19 protein-coding genes are annotated in these 15,954 nt (G+C 39.2%); 10 read left to right on the top strand and 9 right to left on the bottom strand.

Annotated elements, in window-relative coordinates; genetic code table 11:
- Positions 1–19: 19 nt before the first annotated feature.
- The 5 genes from H5157_RS16160 to H5157_RS16140 all read left to right on the top strand — a co-directional run bounded on the left by H5157_RS16160 (position 20) and on the right by H5157_RS16140 (position 2,287).
- Positions 20–418: a DUF3224 domain-containing protein gene (locus H5157_RS16160; RefSeq protein WP_002959535.1), complete on the top strand. Its 399-nt coding sequence runs from the start codon at positions 20–22 to the stop codon at positions 416–418.
- 17 nt (positions 419–435) lie between these two features.
- Entirely contained in the window at positions 436–618 is a 183-nt protein-coding gene (locus H5157_RS16155; RefSeq protein ID WP_058547909.1) for a hypothetical protein, read from the top strand.
- Complete coding sequence (locus H5157_RS16150) at positions 619–1,236, top strand: LysE family translocator (protein ID WP_182725067.1); 618 nt, start codon at positions 619–621, stop codon at positions 1,234–1,236.
- Positions 1,237–1,302: 66 nt separating this feature from the next.
- On the top strand, positions 1,303–1,848 hold the full coding sequence (locus tag H5157_RS16145; protein WP_182716547.1) for a PH domain-containing protein: 546 nt from the start codon (positions 1,303–1,305) through the stop codon (positions 1,846–1,848).
- A gap of 37 nt (positions 1,849–1,885) precedes the next feature.
- Positions 1,886–2,287, top strand: coding sequence for a DUF1801 domain-containing protein (locus H5157_RS16140; RefSeq protein ID WP_182720099.1), 402 nt, complete (start codon positions 1,886–1,888; stop codon positions 2,285–2,287).
- Between the two features lie 15 nt (positions 2,288–2,302).
- Here H5157_RS16140 and H5157_RS16135 read toward each other — a convergent pair whose 3' ends face one another.
- Entirely contained in the window at positions 2,303–2,647 is a 345-nt protein-coding gene (locus H5157_RS16135; protein WP_182725066.1) for a rhodanese-like domain-containing protein, read from the bottom strand.
- Between the two features lie 285 nt (positions 2,648–2,932).
- Here H5157_RS16135 and H5157_RS16130 point away from each other — a divergent pair, with 285 nt between their 5' ends.
- Complete coding sequence (locus H5157_RS16130; RefSeq protein ID WP_010554926.1) at positions 2,933–3,241, top strand: helix-turn-helix transcriptional regulator; 309 nt, start codon at positions 2,933–2,935, stop codon at positions 3,239–3,241.
- On the opposite strand, the gene H5157_RS16125 is transcribed toward H5157_RS16130, so the two are convergent.
- Positions 3,234–3,911, bottom strand: a complete 678-nt coding sequence (locus H5157_RS16125) for a nitroreductase family protein (RefSeq protein ID WP_024604482.1) — start codon at positions 3,909–3,911, stop codon at positions 3,234–3,236. The two genes, H5157_RS16130 and H5157_RS16125, sit on opposite strands and share 8 nt — an antisense overlap.
- 187 nt (positions 3,912–4,098) lie before the next feature.
- Here H5157_RS16125 and H5157_RS16120 point away from each other — a divergent pair, with 187 nt between their 5' ends.
- The 4 genes from H5157_RS16120 to H5157_RS16105 all read left to right on the top strand — a co-directional run bounded on the left by H5157_RS16120 (position 4,099) and on the right by H5157_RS16105 (position 9,389).
- On the top strand, positions 4,099–4,980 hold the full coding sequence (locus H5157_RS16120) for an ABC transporter ATP-binding protein (RefSeq protein WP_002959519.1): 882 nt from the start codon (positions 4,099–4,101) through the stop codon (positions 4,978–4,980).
- 9 nt (positions 4,981–4,989) lie between these two features.
- Positions 4,990–8,568, top strand: coding sequence for a M1 family aminopeptidase (locus tag H5157_RS16115; RefSeq protein WP_182725065.1), 3,579 nt, complete (start codon positions 4,990–4,992; stop codon positions 8,566–8,568).
- A gap of 183 nt (positions 8,569–8,751) precedes the next feature.
- Positions 8,752–9,063, top strand: coding sequence for a Bor family protein (locus tag H5157_RS16110; protein ID WP_182725064.1), 312 nt, complete (start codon positions 8,752–8,754; stop codon positions 9,061–9,063).
- Positions 9,060–9,389 (top strand): Bor/Iss family lipoprotein, encoded by a 330-nt coding sequence (locus H5157_RS16105; protein ID WP_182725063.1) that lies wholly within the window; start codon positions 9,060–9,062, stop codon positions 9,387–9,389. Before H5157_RS16110 ends, H5157_RS16105 begins: the two co-directional genes overlap by 4 nt.
- A gap of 13 nt (positions 9,390–9,402) precedes the next feature.
- On the opposite strand, the gene H5157_RS16100 is transcribed toward H5157_RS16105, so the two are convergent.
- The 7 genes from H5157_RS16100 to H5157_RS16070 all read right to left on the bottom strand — a co-directional run bounded on the left by H5157_RS16100 (position 9,403) and on the right by H5157_RS16070 (position 15,951).
- Positions 9,403–10,641 carry an ABC transporter permease gene (locus tag H5157_RS16100; protein WP_039490486.1) on the bottom strand — a complete coding sequence of 413 codons (1,239 nt, stop codon included), beginning with the start codon at positions 10,639–10,641 and terminating at the stop codon, positions 9,403–9,405.
- Entirely contained in the window at positions 10,634–11,341 is a 708-nt protein-coding gene (locus tag H5157_RS16095; protein ID WP_024594267.1) for an ABC transporter ATP-binding protein, read from the bottom strand. Before H5157_RS16095 ends, H5157_RS16100 begins: the two co-directional genes overlap by 8 nt.
- Entirely contained in the window at positions 11,341–12,507 is a 1,167-nt protein-coding gene (locus tag H5157_RS16090; RefSeq protein WP_024595210.1) for an efflux RND transporter periplasmic adaptor subunit, read from the bottom strand. Before H5157_RS16090 ends, H5157_RS16095 begins: the two co-directional genes overlap by 1 nt.
- A gap of 55 nt (positions 12,508–12,562) precedes the next feature.
- Positions 12,563–13,276 (bottom strand): YIP1 family protein, encoded by a 714-nt coding sequence (locus tag H5157_RS16085; RefSeq protein WP_039490481.1) that lies wholly within the window; start codon positions 13,274–13,276, stop codon positions 12,563–12,565.
- Positions 13,277–13,468: 192 nt separating this feature from the next.
- Positions 13,469–14,155 (bottom strand): TorF family putative porin, encoded by a 687-nt coding sequence (locus H5157_RS16080; protein ID WP_182725062.1) that lies wholly within the window; start codon positions 14,153–14,155, stop codon positions 13,469–13,471.
- Positions 14,156–14,431: 276 nt separating this feature from the next.
- A complete protein-coding gene (locus H5157_RS16075; RefSeq protein WP_182712843.1) occupies positions 14,432–15,595 on the bottom strand; it encodes a hypothetical protein in 1,164 nt (387 codons plus the stop codon).
- A 155-nt stretch (positions 15,596–15,750) separates the two neighbouring features.
- A complete protein-coding gene (locus tag H5157_RS16070; protein WP_002959505.1) occupies positions 15,751–15,951 on the bottom strand; it encodes a helix-turn-helix transcriptional regulator in 201 nt (66 codons plus the stop codon).
- Positions 15,952–15,954: the final 3 nt, after the last annotated feature.

The following is a 15,954-nucleotide window of genomic DNA, read 5'->3' as shown; positions in this document are numbered from 1 at the left end:
GCATCAATAAGGAAACGTTATGACTACTGCAACCGTAAGTGGAGAATTTAATGTAAATCTAGCCCCAATTGAAGGCTACGCAAGCGGCCAAAACGGCGTTAATTTAGGGCGTATGTCGATAGATAAAACATTTAAAGGTAGCTTAAATGCCACCAGCCAAGGCGAAATGCTAAGCGCCATGACTCCTACACAAGGCAGTGCCGGTTATGTTGCCATAGAGCAAGTAATAGGCGAGCTTGAAGGTAAAAAAGGCAGCTTTGTATTACAGCATTTTGGTACTATGGATAAAGGCCAAGACAGCCTAATTTTAAATGTAATTCCCGACTCTGGCACTAATGAGCTAGAAGGGTTAACGGGCAGTATGAAAATACGTATTGAGCAAGGGATTCACTACTACGATTTTGAATACACGTTATAAGATACTCAAGGATTAAAATGCAAAAAGTAATCGAATTTAGAAAGACCCGTTTTTTGGGTGGGGTAGATATAGCCGCACTGAATGATCGCATACAGGAATTAAACCAAGATGGTTGGAAAGTGTTAAACGCAGTGCCATTGGCAGGTTTTTATGGGCAAGTGCACGGCTATACGTTACTTATTGAAACTGACGAGCTTTAAATGACAGTTTCAGTATGGTTAAGCCTAGCGGCTATTTGCATGATGGGCGCAATGTCGCCAGGGCCAAGTTTGGCGGTGGTTTTAAAGCACTCACTTAACGGCAGTATGAAAAATGGTATGCTTGCCGCACTCAGTCATGGCACTGGCGTTGGCTTGTATGCCGGTGCATCGTTATTAGGGTTAGGCGCTTTAATGACGCAGTTTCCAACAGTTTATCAAATACTCGTTTACTTAGGTGCGGCCTATTTGGCGTATTTAGGTATAAAAATATTGCTAGCAAAACCAAGTAATGACGAACTTGAAGTACATAAAAGTGAGGTAAGTTCAGCTAAAGCATTACAAGATGGCTTTGCCATTGCGTTTTTAAATCCAAAACTCGCTATTTTCTTTTTAGCGTTGTTTTCGCAGTTTATTGACCCTCAGCTACTTACTTTAAGTGTGGGCATAATTATGTGTTTAACCGTGTTTGTAATTGATACCGGCTGGTATTTACTGGTGGCGTTACTGACTGAGGTTTCAAAAAACCGCTTTGGATTTACCAAACAAAACCCGTGGCTTGATAAAATACTGGGAGTCGTATTTATCGCTCTTGCTATAAAAGTTGTTATTAGCTTGTAAGATTGAGTAGAGATTATTGAAGCTTGCAGAGTGTATTTTTAGTTATATAGATAAAGGATTAAAACAATGACAAAACATATTTTAAAAAGTGCATCTTTCGACCCGAAGGTTCAGCAATACTGGATGCTAATGGCCGCTTTTTTTAGTGTACTAGCGCTGGTGACTATTCCGTTATTACCCATTGTCTTGGCGATTGTATGGCTAGTGGGCGGGCGAATACTCGCAGCTATGTCTGCTGACTTATTACCACAAAAATTGGTAGTTAAACGTGGCATATTATTTAAAGAAGAAAAATCTATTCCGCTTGAAAAAATAACAGATGTAGGGTTAAGCCAAGGGCCGCTCATGCGAATTTTTGGATTATATCGTTTAAGCTTTGAAACAGCTGGGCAGTCAGGAAATGGTGCTTTAGTGTCTTTGCTTGGTGTAGTTAATGCGAGTGAGTTTAGAGAGGCGATACTTGAGCAAAAAGATGTATTGGCAAACCAAGGTAAAGCGTCGCAGCAGGCAACAGAGCAAAGTGAGAAAGAGCTACTGAGATCACTTACTTATAGTGTTAAAAATATTGAGCAGATGCTACTTGTTTTACTTGATGAAAGGCAGCAAAAGTAGCCTGTTTTAAAATTGTAAAGCTTATAAGGGTATTTTTATGAATACGGAAATAGAAAATATATTTAATAATTATCCTGAGATAGCAAAAAGTAAGCTTATAAAATTACGAGAGTTAATTTATACCGTAGCACAAGAGCAAAACTTAGGAGCTGTTGAAGAGTCTTTAAAGTGGGGAGAGCCAAGTTATAACACAATAAATGGCAGCCCCATTCGCGTAGGCTTTAAGGGCTCCTCGTGTTATTTGTTTTTTCATTGCCAATCAAAGCTAGTAAGCACATTTAGAGAGTTGTATTCCCACACTCTCACTTTCGAAGGTAACCGGGCAATTGTATTAAATAGTGAAAAGCCATTACCAGAATACCCAGTTAAAGAGCGTATTAAATTAGCACTGACTTATCACAAAGTTAAACGCCTACCTTTACTAGGCGCATCATTATAAGTATTCAGTTGATGTTTAAAACACACTACATATTTGGTTTGCGTCACAGGTAATAACGGTTACGTTTTCATAACCCACACGCGTTAACGCTTCTGCTCCCAACGTTGCGCGCGTACCACTTGCGCAGTGCACGTAAATAGGGCGAGCTGCGTCTTTTTCTATTTCCATCAGTTTCATCTCGAGTAATCCACGCGGAATATTTATAGCGCCAGTAGCTGCTTTTGTAGCGTGCTCTGCAGGTTCTCGTACATCAATAAGTAAACCCTTATTTTGTTCAAGTTCGAGTTTCGCTTGCGCTGCGTCAATACGGCGTTGGTTAGGTGTGATAATTTTTAGTAAATCAGGGATTGATGTAAGCATTAGTTTGTAAATCCTCTTTTTCTTAAAAAAGACATTAATGAGTGCTACTTGGTATAAGTAGGTTAATTGAGTTAATACTTATAAATAACGTTAAAAACTGAAAGTTACTTTATATAAAGTAACTTAATAGTGCGGATACTGCTACAGCACTTCCGCCGATTAATAAAACGGCATCGTTAATTTTGTGATTACCTTAATATTAGTAAAGTCTAATGTTAATTATATTAGAACCTACTAATGTAAAAGTCTATACTTAAAAAGGTATCAAAAAGAGAAATAATAAAAATGAATATTGAACAACTAGCTGTCAACGCAGAGCAAGCCGAACAGTTTTTAAAATTAATGGCTAACAAAAATCGCTTAATGATTTTATGTAGTTTATTACAAGGTGAGCAAAGTGTAGGTGAGCTAAATAAAAATGTACCTTTAGCACAGTCAGCGTTATCTCAGCATTTAGCAAGTTTACGCAAGGCGGATATGGTTGCTACTCGCAGAGAAGGGCACACTATTTATTACTCATTGACCGATCCAAAAGTTGAGTCGATCATTGCTTTGCTATATGAGTGGTTTTGCCGACAAGAAAATACTAAATAAACGTAGCTATTTCATCGAGTGATTTTTTATCCAGTGCATGAGCAGGTATTGTTGCATCATCACTTGGGTAGCCTGTAATAAGTAGCATGTATGGGCGTTCGTTATCTTTATCGCGATTACATATGTCGGTTAAAAAACTCATTGGCTTTGGAGTATGAGTAAGGGTTGCCAAACCACTGCGGTGCAAAGCTTGAATTAAAAAGCCGGTAGCTAAGCCAACAGACTCATGCACATAATAATTCGTATTTTTATCATCGCTGCTTACGCCGCCCTTTTTTTGACTAAATACAGCTATAAGCCAAGGTGCATGCTCTAAATAAGGTTTATTGGCGTCGGTACCTAACGGTTTTAGCGCATCTAACCATTCTTCACCTGCTCTGCCTTCGTAAAAAGAACGCTCTAATTTTTCTGCGGCTTCTCTTATTTGTTTTTTTACATCGCTACTGTTTATAGCCACAAAATGCCAAGGCTGATGATTCGCTCCACTTGGTGCTGTGCCAGCTGCTTTTATACATGCTTCAATAATATTTTTTGGTACTGGGCGATCGCTAAAGCTGCGAATGCTATGGCGGCGTTGGCTGGTTTGTAAAAACTCGTTAGCACGATTTAGCATTTCTTCATGTGGATATTCTATAAAGTCATTTAACGGCTGGCTTTGGTGATCTTGCATGGCTTTTCGTTTCTTATAAAAAGTATATGTGGTTTTTATACCGAGTGAATACAGTGCAGGCAAGTGTTATGAGTTTAAATTATGTTTATTTGTTGTTACAAATTTAACCAGCAAGTAACTTATGTTCCTATTTTCCTTGTGGTATAAAACATTATAAAAATAATTACTCATATTCAAGGAAGTAAAAATGCTATCAATAACAGGGTTATCTAAAACCTACGATAATGGCGTACATGCACTACAAGGTGTTGATTTATCTATCGGCAAAGGGATGTTTGGATTACTTGGGCCAAATGGCGCAGGTAAATCATCGCTAATGCGTACCATTGCAACACTGCAGTCGGCTGATTCGGGTTCAATCACTTTTGATGGTATTGATGTTTTTAAAGACCCACAGGCTCTGCGCCAACGTTTGGGTTATCTACCGCAAGATTTTGGTGTGTACCCGCGTGTTAGTGCTTACGACTTACTGGACCATATGGCTGTTTTAAAGGGAATTCATAATAAAGCAGAGCGTAAAGAGTCGGTTGAAGGATTACTTGCACATACTAATTTATATCAACATCGCTCAAAAGCGGTAAGTGGCTTTTCGGGCGGTATGCGCCAGCGTTTTGGTATTGCACAAGCCTTACTAGGCGACCCCGACTTACTTATCGTTGATGAACCTACCGCAGGGCTAGATCCTGAAGAGCGAAATCGCTTTCATAACTTGTTAGTAAGCTTAGGCGAGCAAAAAGTCGTTATATTATCGACCCACATTGTTGAAGATGTAGCAGAGCTTTGCCCAAACATGGCGGTGCTGGCAGGCGGTAAAATACTATTAGAGGGCAATCCAATTGCCCTTACCGATAAACTCCAAGGCCAAATTTGGCGCAAAGCCATGAGCCAAGAAGAAGCGCTAGAGCTTGAACCGCAGCTGCCTGTTATTTCAAAACGCTTATTTGCTGGGCAAACCATATTACATGTATTAGCCAATGAAGCCCCTGAAGGTTTTGAGCTCAGCAGTGCAAACCTAGAAGATGTGTATTTTTCTACGTTGCTTAATCATCGTAACAGCCAAGTAGCATAAGGGGGCGCTATGTTTTTTAATATGCTAGCGTTTGAGCTGCGCTATTTTATGCGTCAGCCTTCGTTTTATGTGACCTCATTAATATTCTTTTTTATGGCGTTTTTTATAAGCTCCAGTAGTAAGTTTCCGTTAGGTGGGGCTAATGTTCATATGAACTCGCCTTATACCATTATGGTTTTAACGGTTACCTTTTGTACGCTTGCTATGTTTTTAGTGGTTAACTTTGTTGCAAGCTCAGCGATTCGCAACAGCGAGACCAAAATGGATGAGCTGGTGTTTAGTAAGCCCGTTAACCCGCTTGCTTATCAATCAGGGCGTTTTTTTGGTTCTTACTTAGTTGTACTTATTGTGTTTTTAAGCGTGCCACTAGGCGTATTTTTGGGATCTCAATTTGGCTTGTTGGTTGGCTGGCTCGATAGCGAGCTAGTAGGCCCCAATAAGTTTATATATTACGCAGCGCCTTTTTTATATTTAGCAGTGCCAAGCTTATTGGTCCTCAGTGCTATTTTTAATAGTGTGGCGGTCTATTTTAAAACCATGATGGCGGTATATGTAACGGCCGTGGTGGTTTATATAACCTACCAATTGGCGAGTATCTATTTTGACGATTTAGCGTTTAGAAATATTGTTGTTTACGCAGACCCATTTGGCACAGGGTCGTTAATTGACTTAACCCGTTACTGGACTGTAAGTGATAAAAATACTGAAGTGTTAACGCTTTCGGGCGATTTTTTAATTAACCGTATTTTATGGGTAGCAATAAGTTTAGCGATGTTTTTTGGCCTCGGAAAGTTAGGTAATCGCGTAGTCACTAAAAAACAGAAAAAGCAATTTGCTGTCTCAACGTTTGTAAAAAACAAACAAGCAGCACTTATTAGCAGCGCTAAAAATTACAAGTCAAAAGGGGTAAATACGAAATCGCAATTAGTAATGCGCAGCTTATTTGAACTTAAGCAAGTTATATTAAGTGCCCCTTTTATGATTTTAGCGGGTGTCAGTATTACTATGTTACTCGCACCACTTTTTGCACCTATTGGCGCATATGGCACAACGGATTGGCCGCTCACACAAAACATGGTGGGCATTATTCAAAACTCCTCCGCTTTGTTTATGTTTATCATTATTGCTTATTACAGCGCAGAGCTGGTTTGGCGAGAACGCCAAAGTGGTATGGGTGATATTGTTGACAGTTTCCCGGTGCATAACAGTGTGTTTTGGGTATCTAAAATTATTGCGTTAATCACTGCAGTTTGTGGCCTTTATTTAGTAGGCATGATGTTTACCATTGCAGTGCAGCTATTTAAGGGGCAATTTAACCTAGAGCTTGGTCAGTACTTATTTAGGTTGGGTTACCTTACATTACTGCCTTTAATTATGATGGCTATATTGGCGTTCTTTTTACAAATAATTAGCCCTAATAAATACATAGGTATGGGTTTATTTATTCTGTATTACATTGCTCAAATGGTAATGGGTGCTTACGGGTTTGAGCATCATATGTATCATTTTTCTCAAAGCAGTAGCGTACCGTATTCTGATATAAATGGTTATGGACATTTTTTACAAGGCGCGCATTGGTATACCCTATATTGGGGGGCATTGAGTGTGTTTTTAGCTATTGTAGGGTTTGCTTTATGGCATCGCGGCCCGTCGCAATCATTGCGTACTCGTTTATCTTTAGTGCGTTACAACATGTCTTTAAAAGGCCAGATTGCAGCCGTTATAAGTTTATTGGTATTTGTGGGCGCGGGTTATAACATTTATTACAACACCCGTGTAATCAACGAGTTTGTAACAAGTGATGATAACGAAGCGCTACAAGTAAGGTATGAGCAAGAGTTTTCACAATACAAAGACTTGCCACTGCCTATAATAACTGATGTTGACTTACACATTGATATTTATCCTAAAAAGCGTGCTTTAAATGCCGTGGCTAAAATTAAGTTTACCAATACCGCAAACGAGCCAATAACCCGTGTGTTAATCAACGAGCCTAGCCAATCTAAAAGCTGGGATGTAAAAATGGCGGGCGGAAAAATAGTAGAGCGTTTAACCGATTTTGGCATGGTATGGTTTGAGTTTGAACAACCGCTAATGCCCAATGAAGTACGAGAAGGCGAGCTCTCAGTTTCTCGTGAACACGACGGTTTTGTTGATAGGAGATCTGATACTCAACTCGTGCACAACGGTACATTTGTAAATAATGGAGAATTATTGCCAAATTTTGGTTATCAAAAGTATTTTCAAATTGCCGATAAGTATGAGCGCCGCAAGCACGATTTACCTGAACTTGAACGCGCACATAAACTAGAAGACAGCCGCTATTATACGCAAAATGAGTTTGGGCCTGCTAATGGCTTTATAAACTATAAGGCAACGGTAAGCACCGATGAGTCACAATTTGCGATTACTCCAGGTTACTTAAAAAGTGAGAGTGTAAAAGACGGGCGCCGTACTTTTGTTTATGAAATGGATGCTCCAATTATAAACTTTTACTCTGTGCTTTCGGCAGAGCTTGAAAGTAAAAAGGTTGAGCATAACGGTGTAAATATTGAGGTGTACTACCACAAAGATCATGCATGGAATGTTGATCGCATGATTGAGTCAGTTCAAGACTCAATAGATTACTACACACAAGCCTTTGGCCCGTATCAGCATAGACAGCTTCGTATTATTGAATTTCCTAAGTATCGCTCGTTTGCGCAAAGTTTTGCCAATACGGTACCTTACTCAGAAAGTATGGGCTTTATTACAGACTTAAGAGATGAGAGTAAAGTTGACTACCCTTACTATGTAACCGCACATGAAGTTGCACACCAATGGTGGGGGCATCAAGTATCGGGGGCTAATGTAGAGGGCAGTGCCGTTATTTCTGAATCGCTCTCCCAATACAGCGCACTTATGGTGCTAAAAAAACGCTTTGGCGCCGAGAAACTTCGTAAATTCTTAAAGTACGAGTTAGATAAATACTTAATGGGCCGCACAGGCGAAGCCTTTGAAGAAATGCCGCTGTATAAAACGCAGGCTCAACAATACCTTCACTATAATAAAGGCTCAGTTGCGATGATGGCTTTGTATGACCGCTTAGGTGAAAAACGCTTAAATGCCGCACTTAAAGCGTTTTTGAATGAGTTTAAATACCAAGCGACGCCATATCCAACCACACTTGATTTACTTAGTTATTTAAAGCGAGATGCAACACAAGCTGAACAACGTTTTATTGATGATCAGTTTAAATATATAACGCTTTATGAGCTTGAAATGAAAGAAGTGTCGGTTACTGATGATGTTGATGGCGAAGGTTTTTATACAGTAACACTGAGCGTTGAAGCAACTAAGCAGCATGCCGATGGACAAGGTGAAGAAACTGAGCAGCCGCTCGATGAGCTAATTGATATTGCATTATTTAGCGACGACCCTGAAAACTTACTCGCTGAAGACTTTGTTATTTACTCGCAAAAGCATCAAATAGTATCTGGTACCAATACTATTGAGCTAAAAGTAAAAGAAAAACCATTATTTGCGGGGGTAGATCCTTACATTAAGCTGGTCGACAAAGACAGTAAAAACAACTTAGCTAAGTTTTAAAGTCTATTTATTTACTAACTACTTAAACTGACTACTTTAAAGGCCGCATTTATGCGGCCTTTATGTGTAATAAACTGTATAAAACTTCATAGCGTTTCTACATATTCCCCACAGCTTTTTACGCTAATATTTTATGTTCTCTTATAAAGTTACCTTACTGGTATTTAGTTTATAAGGAAGAGTATGAAACCATTAATTATAGGGGCGATAGCATTAAGCCTCAGTGCTTGTTCTGCGGTAACCATTCAGCCAGAAGCTATCGCAAAAATTACAAGTAAAGCGACCTACGAGGATAGCCGCCCATTTTATTTATGGGGATTAGTGGGTGAGCAGCGGGTAGATGTAAAACAAGTTTGCTTAGATACACCGGTTATTCAAATGCAGTCACAACAAACGTTTAGTGATGGAGCGCTGAGTTTAATTACGCTTGGAATATACTCGCCCCATACCATTAAAGTGTGGTGCCAAGAGCAAGTACTAGGGGAGACATTATGAGCATCAAGTTATTTGCAGCCGGTTGCACACTAATTATTTTAACTGGATGTACAAATATTTACTTTGATAACGGTATGCAGAGCAAAGTAAGCAATAAAGCACTAAAAAGCTCACAGTGGCATCATAATTTTGCACTTTCGTTGTACGAGGGATCAGAGCCGTTAGATTTAACAAAACATTGCCCACAAGGGGATTGGCAAAGCGTTCATACGTATAAATCGTTTACTAATGGTTTAGCTGAGGTGGTTGTGAATCAAATTGGCCCAGCTTGGTACCCTAAAACAGTAGAAGTACAATGTAATAAGGTACCATTTAAAGCTAAATAATTATTTAAAATAGTTATTCGTAACGCAGTGCATCTATAGGGTTTAGTCTTGCTGCTTTAATAGCAGGGGCTAAACCAAATATAATCCCAATCATTGATGTAAATCCGAACGATAGTATTACAGCCCATACTGGTATATATGCATCAGGCATACTTGGGACTAAAAACGAAATAAGCCCTGCGGCGCCATATCCTATAATGAGTCCTATTAAACCACCAAAAAGTGAAAGCACAACGGCTTCAACTAAAAACTGCAACATAATAAAACCAGGTGTTGCGCCTAGTGCTTTTAATGTACCAATAACACGTGTGCGTTCAGTTACCGACACTAGCATTATGTTCATAACACCAATACCGCCAACAAGTAAGCTAATGCCAACAATACCAGCAGTAATAGCAGTAGCACTGCTGGTAAATTTATCTATTTGGGCACGAGATTTTTCAGCGGTTTCAAATTCAAAGTCGTTTTCATCTTTCTCTTTTAGTTTATGCAGTTGGCGCAATACACGAGTTATTTTTGCAAGCACTTGTTCTTCGTTAGTACCTTCATTTAACCTAAACATAATTTGCACATTAGTTTGTGTACTTCCGCCTTCTAAAGCACTCATGGTACTAATTGGAATATTAATGTAATCGTCTTGGTCAAAACCAAATAAGCTACCTTGTTTTTCAGCAACGCCAATAATTCTAAACCATTCACCACCTAGCTTTATATATTCACCTACTGGGTTTTCAGGAAGGTTTAGCTTTTCTATGATTGAAGGGCCGATAAATGCGACCCTTCTTCGTTTATCATCGTCCTCAGCACGAATAAAACGACCAAGTTCAGGATAAGTACGATACGCTTTTTGATAGTCTTGCTCGGTACCGATAACACGCGATGAATGGCTTTTATTTCCATACTCAGCTCCCCCCGAAAAGCGCCAGGTAAACATTAGGGCAGTTAGCGTTTCAGCTTCTTTTATACGCGACTTTAAAGCTAAAAAATCGTCGTAGGTAAGCTTGGCATTTTTACCAACCATTTCGAGTTCAATACTGGTGTAAGGCTTTATTGTTGTTACATCTGGCGACATATCAGCAAGTTGATCGTTTATTTGCTTTGTAAAACCCTGCATCACTGCAACGACAGTAACTACGGCGGCAACACCAATAATAATGCCCAAACAGGTCAGTGCGCTGCGCATTGCATTAGCTTTAATAGCTGAAAAAGCGGCCTTAGTGCCTTCCATTATCGCAAGAGCTGATTTAAACATGCTGCTTGATTCCTTCATCTTTAGTTACATCACTTACCACTTTACCGTCCACTAAACGAATCACGCGTTGGCAATGATCGGCAATTTCTTGCTCATGTGTTACTAAAATAATAGTGTGACCTTCGTTATGCAGCTCATCAAACAAATCCATAATTTCGCGGGTCGTTTTACTATCAAGATTACCTGTGGGTTCATCTCCTAATAATATATGTGGTTTTGTGACTAAAGCGCGGGCAATAGCAACACGTTGACGTTGCCCGCCCGATAGCTGGCTAGATAAATGATTAACTTTATCACCGAGACCTACCCGCTTTAGTGCTTCTAGAGCTTGTTGCTTGCGCTGTTTACTAGGGATAAAGCGATATACTAAAGGCTGCATTACATTTTCTAGTGCGGTTGCACGTGGTATTAAGTTAAAGCTTTGAAATATAAACCCGACACTTTCATTACGCTGATGAGCAAGCTCTGTCTCGGTCATACTTTTTACTAGTTTATCTTTTAAGTAGTATTCGCCACTGCTGGGTGTATCTAAACAGCCTAATAAGTTCATCAAGGTCGACTTGCCTGAACCAGAAGGTCCTATAATCGCCACGTATTCGTTTTGCATTATATGTACGTTTACATCATCAAGTGCCTTAAATACCTCTGAGCCCATTTTGTATTGTTTATTAATATGCTCTAGCTTGATTACCGCAGACATTAGGCTTCTTCCTTGTCTGCATCTGATTTAAGTTTTACCACATCACCTTCAGTCAGAAGACTTACTGGGCGCGCAGGGCCAATAACTATTTTGTCGCCCTCATTTAAGCCGTCAGTAATGGCTTGCTCTATATCAGATGATATTCCAACAGTTACGGCAATTTTGCTAACGGTGTTATCACTATTTAGTCGCCATACAAATGTTTTATCGTCTTCTTTTTGGATTGCTTCTATTGGAAGTTTTAAACCGTTTTCGGCAATGCTTGTTGCGATCTCTGCTCTACAACTCATTCCTGCATATAGCTGGCGCTCAGTAGTATCGAGTAATACTTTTACTTTAAACGATAAACCTTGAGAGCCGGCTTGGTTTTTAGCTGAAGTACCAATATTGATTACTGTGCCGCTAAATGGTTTATTAGGGTATGCGGCCGCATAAATATTCGCTTTTTGGTTAAGCTTAATGCTCGCAATGTCGGTTTCATCCACACGTAGCTCGGCTAAGATAGCGCTAGGATCGGCTACTAGCATTAAATCAGAGCCAATAATATTAGTAGTACCGGCTATAACGGTTTCACCTTCTTTAATATTTACAGATGCAAGCAAGCCGCTCATTGGAGCTCTAAATACACTTTTACTTAAGCGATCTTGCGCAATTTGTAGTGACGCTTGTGCTTGGTTGTACGACTCTATTCGTGATTCAATATCGATTTTAGCTAGATCGCGTGCGCTTTCAATATTCTCGTAGCTCTCTTGATTACCTAAACCGACATCATATAAGTCTTTTTGTCTTTTAAGTTGGCGCTCTAGGTTAGCAAGGCGTGTTTTATTGTGTTTAATTTCAATTTCTGTGGCGCGAAGGATTGCTTTACTACGGGTAACTTCTGATTCAAAAGCAGTTGTATCAAGGCGCATTAACATATCGCCTTGTTTAACTCCTTGGCCTTCTTGAACAAATATTTTATCTACTCGGCCTGTCACTTCAGAGCGTAATTGCACTTGTGTATTAAAAACTAAATTACCTGAAGCCATTATTGAGTCAGCAATGTCGCCAAGCTCTACTTGAGCAATATTTACTTCGGCTTGTTTTTCATCGCCAGAAATTTGCTTTGACACAATTAGGGCTATAAATGCGCCTACAGCGAGTGTGATGATTATTGCTTTTTTCATTTTATCTATCCGTGAATTAAGTAATGTGGAGCTAGTATCTACCTCCACTTAAGAGTTAACTTGCTGCAATGATTGCCCAAATACCAAAAATAATAATTGAAGGAAGAGCAGAGAATAGGAGTGCTTTGTTAGTTGAAAAATTAGTCCAGCATTTTAAGCCGATCATTCCCAGCGCAATGCTCCAAAAGCTAAATAAATTTATTGATTCTAATAAGCTATAAAAAGGATGGCCAATTTCAAGTCCTATTATTAATTGGTTAATAGATGCGTAGCTAAATACGGCTTGTTGAGATATTTGATCTGTACTTGCACTTAGTACAAGAGCAATTGTTCCTAGGCTTGAAATAACAACTGGCATCATTGTCCAGGTAGCGAATCCATACCAAGCTCCGTAGCTATGTTCTGATTCAGGATCTTGTTTAGCCACAAGCATATAATAAAGTGCCATTAATGCATTCATGATAGCCAGAGCAATTACGCCGCCAAACAAACCAAACCATATTTGGCCTTCTGCATTTTGCTCTATACTTTGGCGAATCATTTTTTGCTCGCCAATCGTCGCATCAATAGTTGATGCTGCTACTTGCTCATTAATCAAAAACTGCATATCAACAGTGGAATAAAAAATATAAATACTCGCCATTGAAACTAAAGACATGACTATAAAAGCAAGCCATGACCAACCTTTGGCGTGTTCAACACCATTGAAAGCTTTACTAGGACTTATATAAATATCGAGTAGGGCGCTAAACGCGTTAGGTGATTTCATTATTATTCCTTTATACCTATTTTATGGCTAGGCAGTTATAAATGCCCAGTGACTAGGTAATAGAATAAAGGAAAATGTATGTATTGTTTTCATTCAATTGTAACGGTTTGTTAACAGGTGTGAGGGGTCTCGTTCAAAAACGAGAAAAGGGCCAAAAGGCCCTTCGTGTCGCAGCAAGTAACACATTCTTTCTTATAAATTAAAGTCTACAGAATAAGCAACGTAAGCTTTAATATCTGAGTCATCCATATCTGTATCAGATAAACCAAAAGTGAAACCATCTTTCGAAATTGATACACCGTAATCTAAGATATTATCATCGCCAATAAAGTCACCAGAGTAGTGGCCTAAGTGAAGTGCCATTTCAGTGCCGTTACTGCCAATAGCAAAACCGTAGTCAGCTGTCAGGTAAAGTGAATCACCAAAGTCTGTACCATCACCACTTGCAGCTGATGTTGCAAGTACTGAAGCACCAAATGTAAAGCCTTCAACACTGATGCTACCGTAAATTTCAGAGAAATCTGCGTCAGCTTCAGAAGCGGCATCTGGGTAAGCGTAATAAATATAGCCAACATCATAGCTAACGCTTTCGTTAATGTCGCCACCAAAGCCTGCATATAAATCAAGCTCATAGGTCATTTCATCTGCCCACGATGCATTTGAAGCCCAAGTACCTGCATAAAAGCCCGATTCATTAGCGTAATCAATACCGCCTGAAATAGCTGCATCGCCCCCAGTTTGCTCTTGACCACGCCATAAGTAGTTTGATGTTGCCGCTGCGTTTGCTGTTACTTCAGCATGTACGGCTGTTGACGTTAAAGATGTTCCGCCCATTAATGCTATAGCACTTATAGCGATGGTTTTTTTTAGTTTTAGCATGTCCATTTCCCGTTATATGATTTTTGCTCGCCAAGGTTTTTATTATGTATTCGGAACCTTTAGGCTGACGGCTTTTTATTGTTTAACTAACGAGATAATTGCACTGTATGTGCCAGCTTCATTATTTTTTATTAAAAATTATTTTTATACATTAAAAACATGAGCTTGTATTTTATAGATTGAGAAGAGAGATGGTATGTAGGAAGATGTTGCGCACACTGCTGGTGCATAAATTAACCTAGCCGCACCATAAAAGTACGGCTAAATTAGAAGTTTTTAGCCAAATATAGTGCGCATAAGGCTAATTGTTTCGTTTACACTACGACCTTTTTGAACTTCACTCACAATTGAATCGCGCTTACTGCGAATGTGCTCAGGAATATCGTCAGCAGCAAGTGCGCGGTCTACTAAAATTTCTGCAGACTCTTTACCTCTACGCTGAGTTTTACCTGTCGTAGTTGTAGTTCGTTTAGGCTTACTTAACAGTTTGATGTAGTTAGAGTTATCTGGTGTTTTTGCATCAGCATAGTGAAAGAAACATGGGATTAGTGCTTTAATAGCAACTAATTGTGCTTCTAACTCATTACTAGGTTTAGCCATTTTGTACCATGACATAGCTTGAATACCTTTTACAATATCTTGCCAGTAACGCTCAAAATCACTATTTTTTAGTTTAGAAACACCAAGGGCACCGCATAATGCATCTAATCGATTGTTTGTGATCGGAGTAAATATATCAGGGCGACGCATTGCAAGCAGTCGTGTTGCAGGCGCAAGTGTTGGTTTTTCATTATTGTCGGTGAATATTTTTGAATAAGCAGCAACAAATTGTTGATATTCGTATTGAGTAATGTCACCTTCAAGTGGAATATTTACTAGTGCATCGTCAAAGGCACCTGGTAAATCGCCAAGCATTTGATGAAAGCTCTTCGCACTTTTTGTTGATGCAAACCATTCAACGTCAAAGTTGTATGTGCTTGGATCAAGTGATGCCATGTGCTTACCGCTAAACGCAAGTAAGTCTTCAGGAATCATATCTTTAAGAGATTGTTCACGAATGCTCTTAATGTAGTCTACTAAGCGAAGCTGTTCATCAAGAGCAATAACGTCTTTGTGTTGTTCTACAAATACACTTACTACAGGCCACGGAGCAATACGTAAAGTTTTAACCTGTAAAAAGCTGATAGCTGAAATAAGCTGATCGTGTAGCTTCTTAAGTACTGGTAATTGCTGCGGCTCTAGTAAATCGTAGTTCATACGATCTCTGCTTGCACTTAGCAATTCGTAACACCAAGGTAAAAAATCATCAGGGTGGTTTTCTACTTTCACGGCCATAAGGTTAAGGCTTAATTCTGAAGATTGCTTCAGAATGTTCTGATAGATTTGATTTTCTTGTTCGCCTAGCGTCATTTTTGACGGTGAAATTAGCAGTTTTTTCATGCCTTGTAGAATCTCCGGTTTAGATATATATTTTTTTGCTGGTCTATTTTAGCGCAATTACGCTAATAACAACAGCGCTGTCCTCCATACGTTGTAATTGAAGTAGCTAAATCGGTGTTTTTGCTAATAGAATGAGACTAACGCTTTAACATGTATCAATCATTTTTATCTAGTACAAAGAGACTTTCAACTGAGGTATTAAAATGCTTTGCTATTTTTAGAGCAATTATTACCGAAGGGGTAAATCGTGCCGTTTCTACTGTACTAATAGTCTTACGTGAAACCGCAATTAGATCAGCCAAGTCTTGTTGAGAAAGGCCTGCTTCTTTGCGGTATTTTGCAATTTTATTTTGCACTTT

The sequence above is a fragment of the Pseudoalteromonas sp. SG43-3 genome, from assembly GCF_014164385.1.
Classification (GTDB): domain Bacteria; phylum Pseudomonadota; class Gammaproteobacteria; order Enterobacterales; family Alteromonadaceae; genus Pseudoalteromonas; species Pseudoalteromonas distincta.
Note: the sequence above shows the minus strand (reverse complement) of the source record. Positions and strands in the feature narration are given on the sequence as shown.

Coding starts and splice junctions, on each gene's coding strand:
- H5157_RS16160 (WP_002959535.1), top strand. CDS start 20: ATGACTACTGCAACCGTAAGTGGAGAATTTAATGTAAATCTAGCCCCA.
- H5157_RS16155 (WP_058547909.1), top strand. CDS start 436: ATGCAAAAAGTAATCGAATTTAGAAAGACCCGTTTTTTGGGTGGGGTA.
- H5157_RS16150 (WP_182725067.1), top strand. CDS start 619: ATGACAGTTTCAGTATGGTTAAGCCTAGCGGCTATTTGCATGATGGGC.
- H5157_RS16145 (WP_182716547.1), top strand. CDS start 1,303: ATGACAAAACATATTTTAAAAAGTGCATCTTTCGACCCGAAGGTTCAG.
- H5157_RS16140 (WP_182720099.1), top strand. CDS start 1,886: ATGAATACGGAAATAGAAAATATATTTAATAATTATCCTGAGATAGCA.
- H5157_RS16135 (WP_182725066.1), bottom strand. CDS start 2,647: ATGCTTACATCAATCCCTGATTTACTAAAAATTATCACACCTAACCAA.
- H5157_RS16130 (WP_010554926.1), top strand. CDS start 2,933: ATGAATATTGAACAACTAGCTGTCAACGCAGAGCAAGCCGAACAGTTT.
- H5157_RS16125 (WP_024604482.1), bottom strand. CDS start 3,911: ATGCAAGATCACCAAAGCCAGCCGTTAAATGACTTTATAGAATATCCA.
- H5157_RS16120 (WP_002959519.1), top strand. CDS start 4,099: ATGCTATCAATAACAGGGTTATCTAAAACCTACGATAATGGCGTACAT.
- H5157_RS16115 (WP_182725065.1), top strand. CDS start 4,990: ATGTTTTTTAATATGCTAGCGTTTGAGCTGCGCTATTTTATGCGTCAG.
- H5157_RS16110 (WP_182725064.1), top strand. CDS start 8,752: ATGAAACCATTAATTATAGGGGCGATAGCATTAAGCCTCAGTGCTTGT.
- H5157_RS16105 (WP_182725063.1), top strand. CDS start 9,060: ATGAGCATCAAGTTATTTGCAGCCGGTTGCACACTAATTATTTTAACT.
- H5157_RS16100 (WP_039490486.1), bottom strand. CDS start 10,641: ATGTTTAAATCAGCTCTTGCGATAATGGAAGGCACTAAGGCCGCTTTT.
- H5157_RS16095 (WP_024594267.1), bottom strand. CDS start 11,341: ATGTCTGCGGTAATCAAGCTAGAGCATATTAATAAACAATACAAAATG.
- H5157_RS16090 (WP_024595210.1), bottom strand. CDS start 12,507: ATGAAAAAAGCAATAATCATCACACTCGCTGTAGGCGCATTTATAGCC.
- H5157_RS16085 (WP_039490481.1), bottom strand. CDS start 13,276: ATGAAATCACCTAACGCGTTTAGCGCCCTACTCGATATTTATATAAGT.
- H5157_RS16080 (WP_182725062.1), bottom strand. CDS start 14,155: ATGCTAAAACTAAAAAAAACCATCGCTATAAGTGCTATAGCATTAATG.
- H5157_RS16075 (WP_182712843.1), bottom strand. CDS start 15,595: ATGAAAAAACTGCTAATTTCACCGTCAAAAATGACGCTAGGCGAACAA.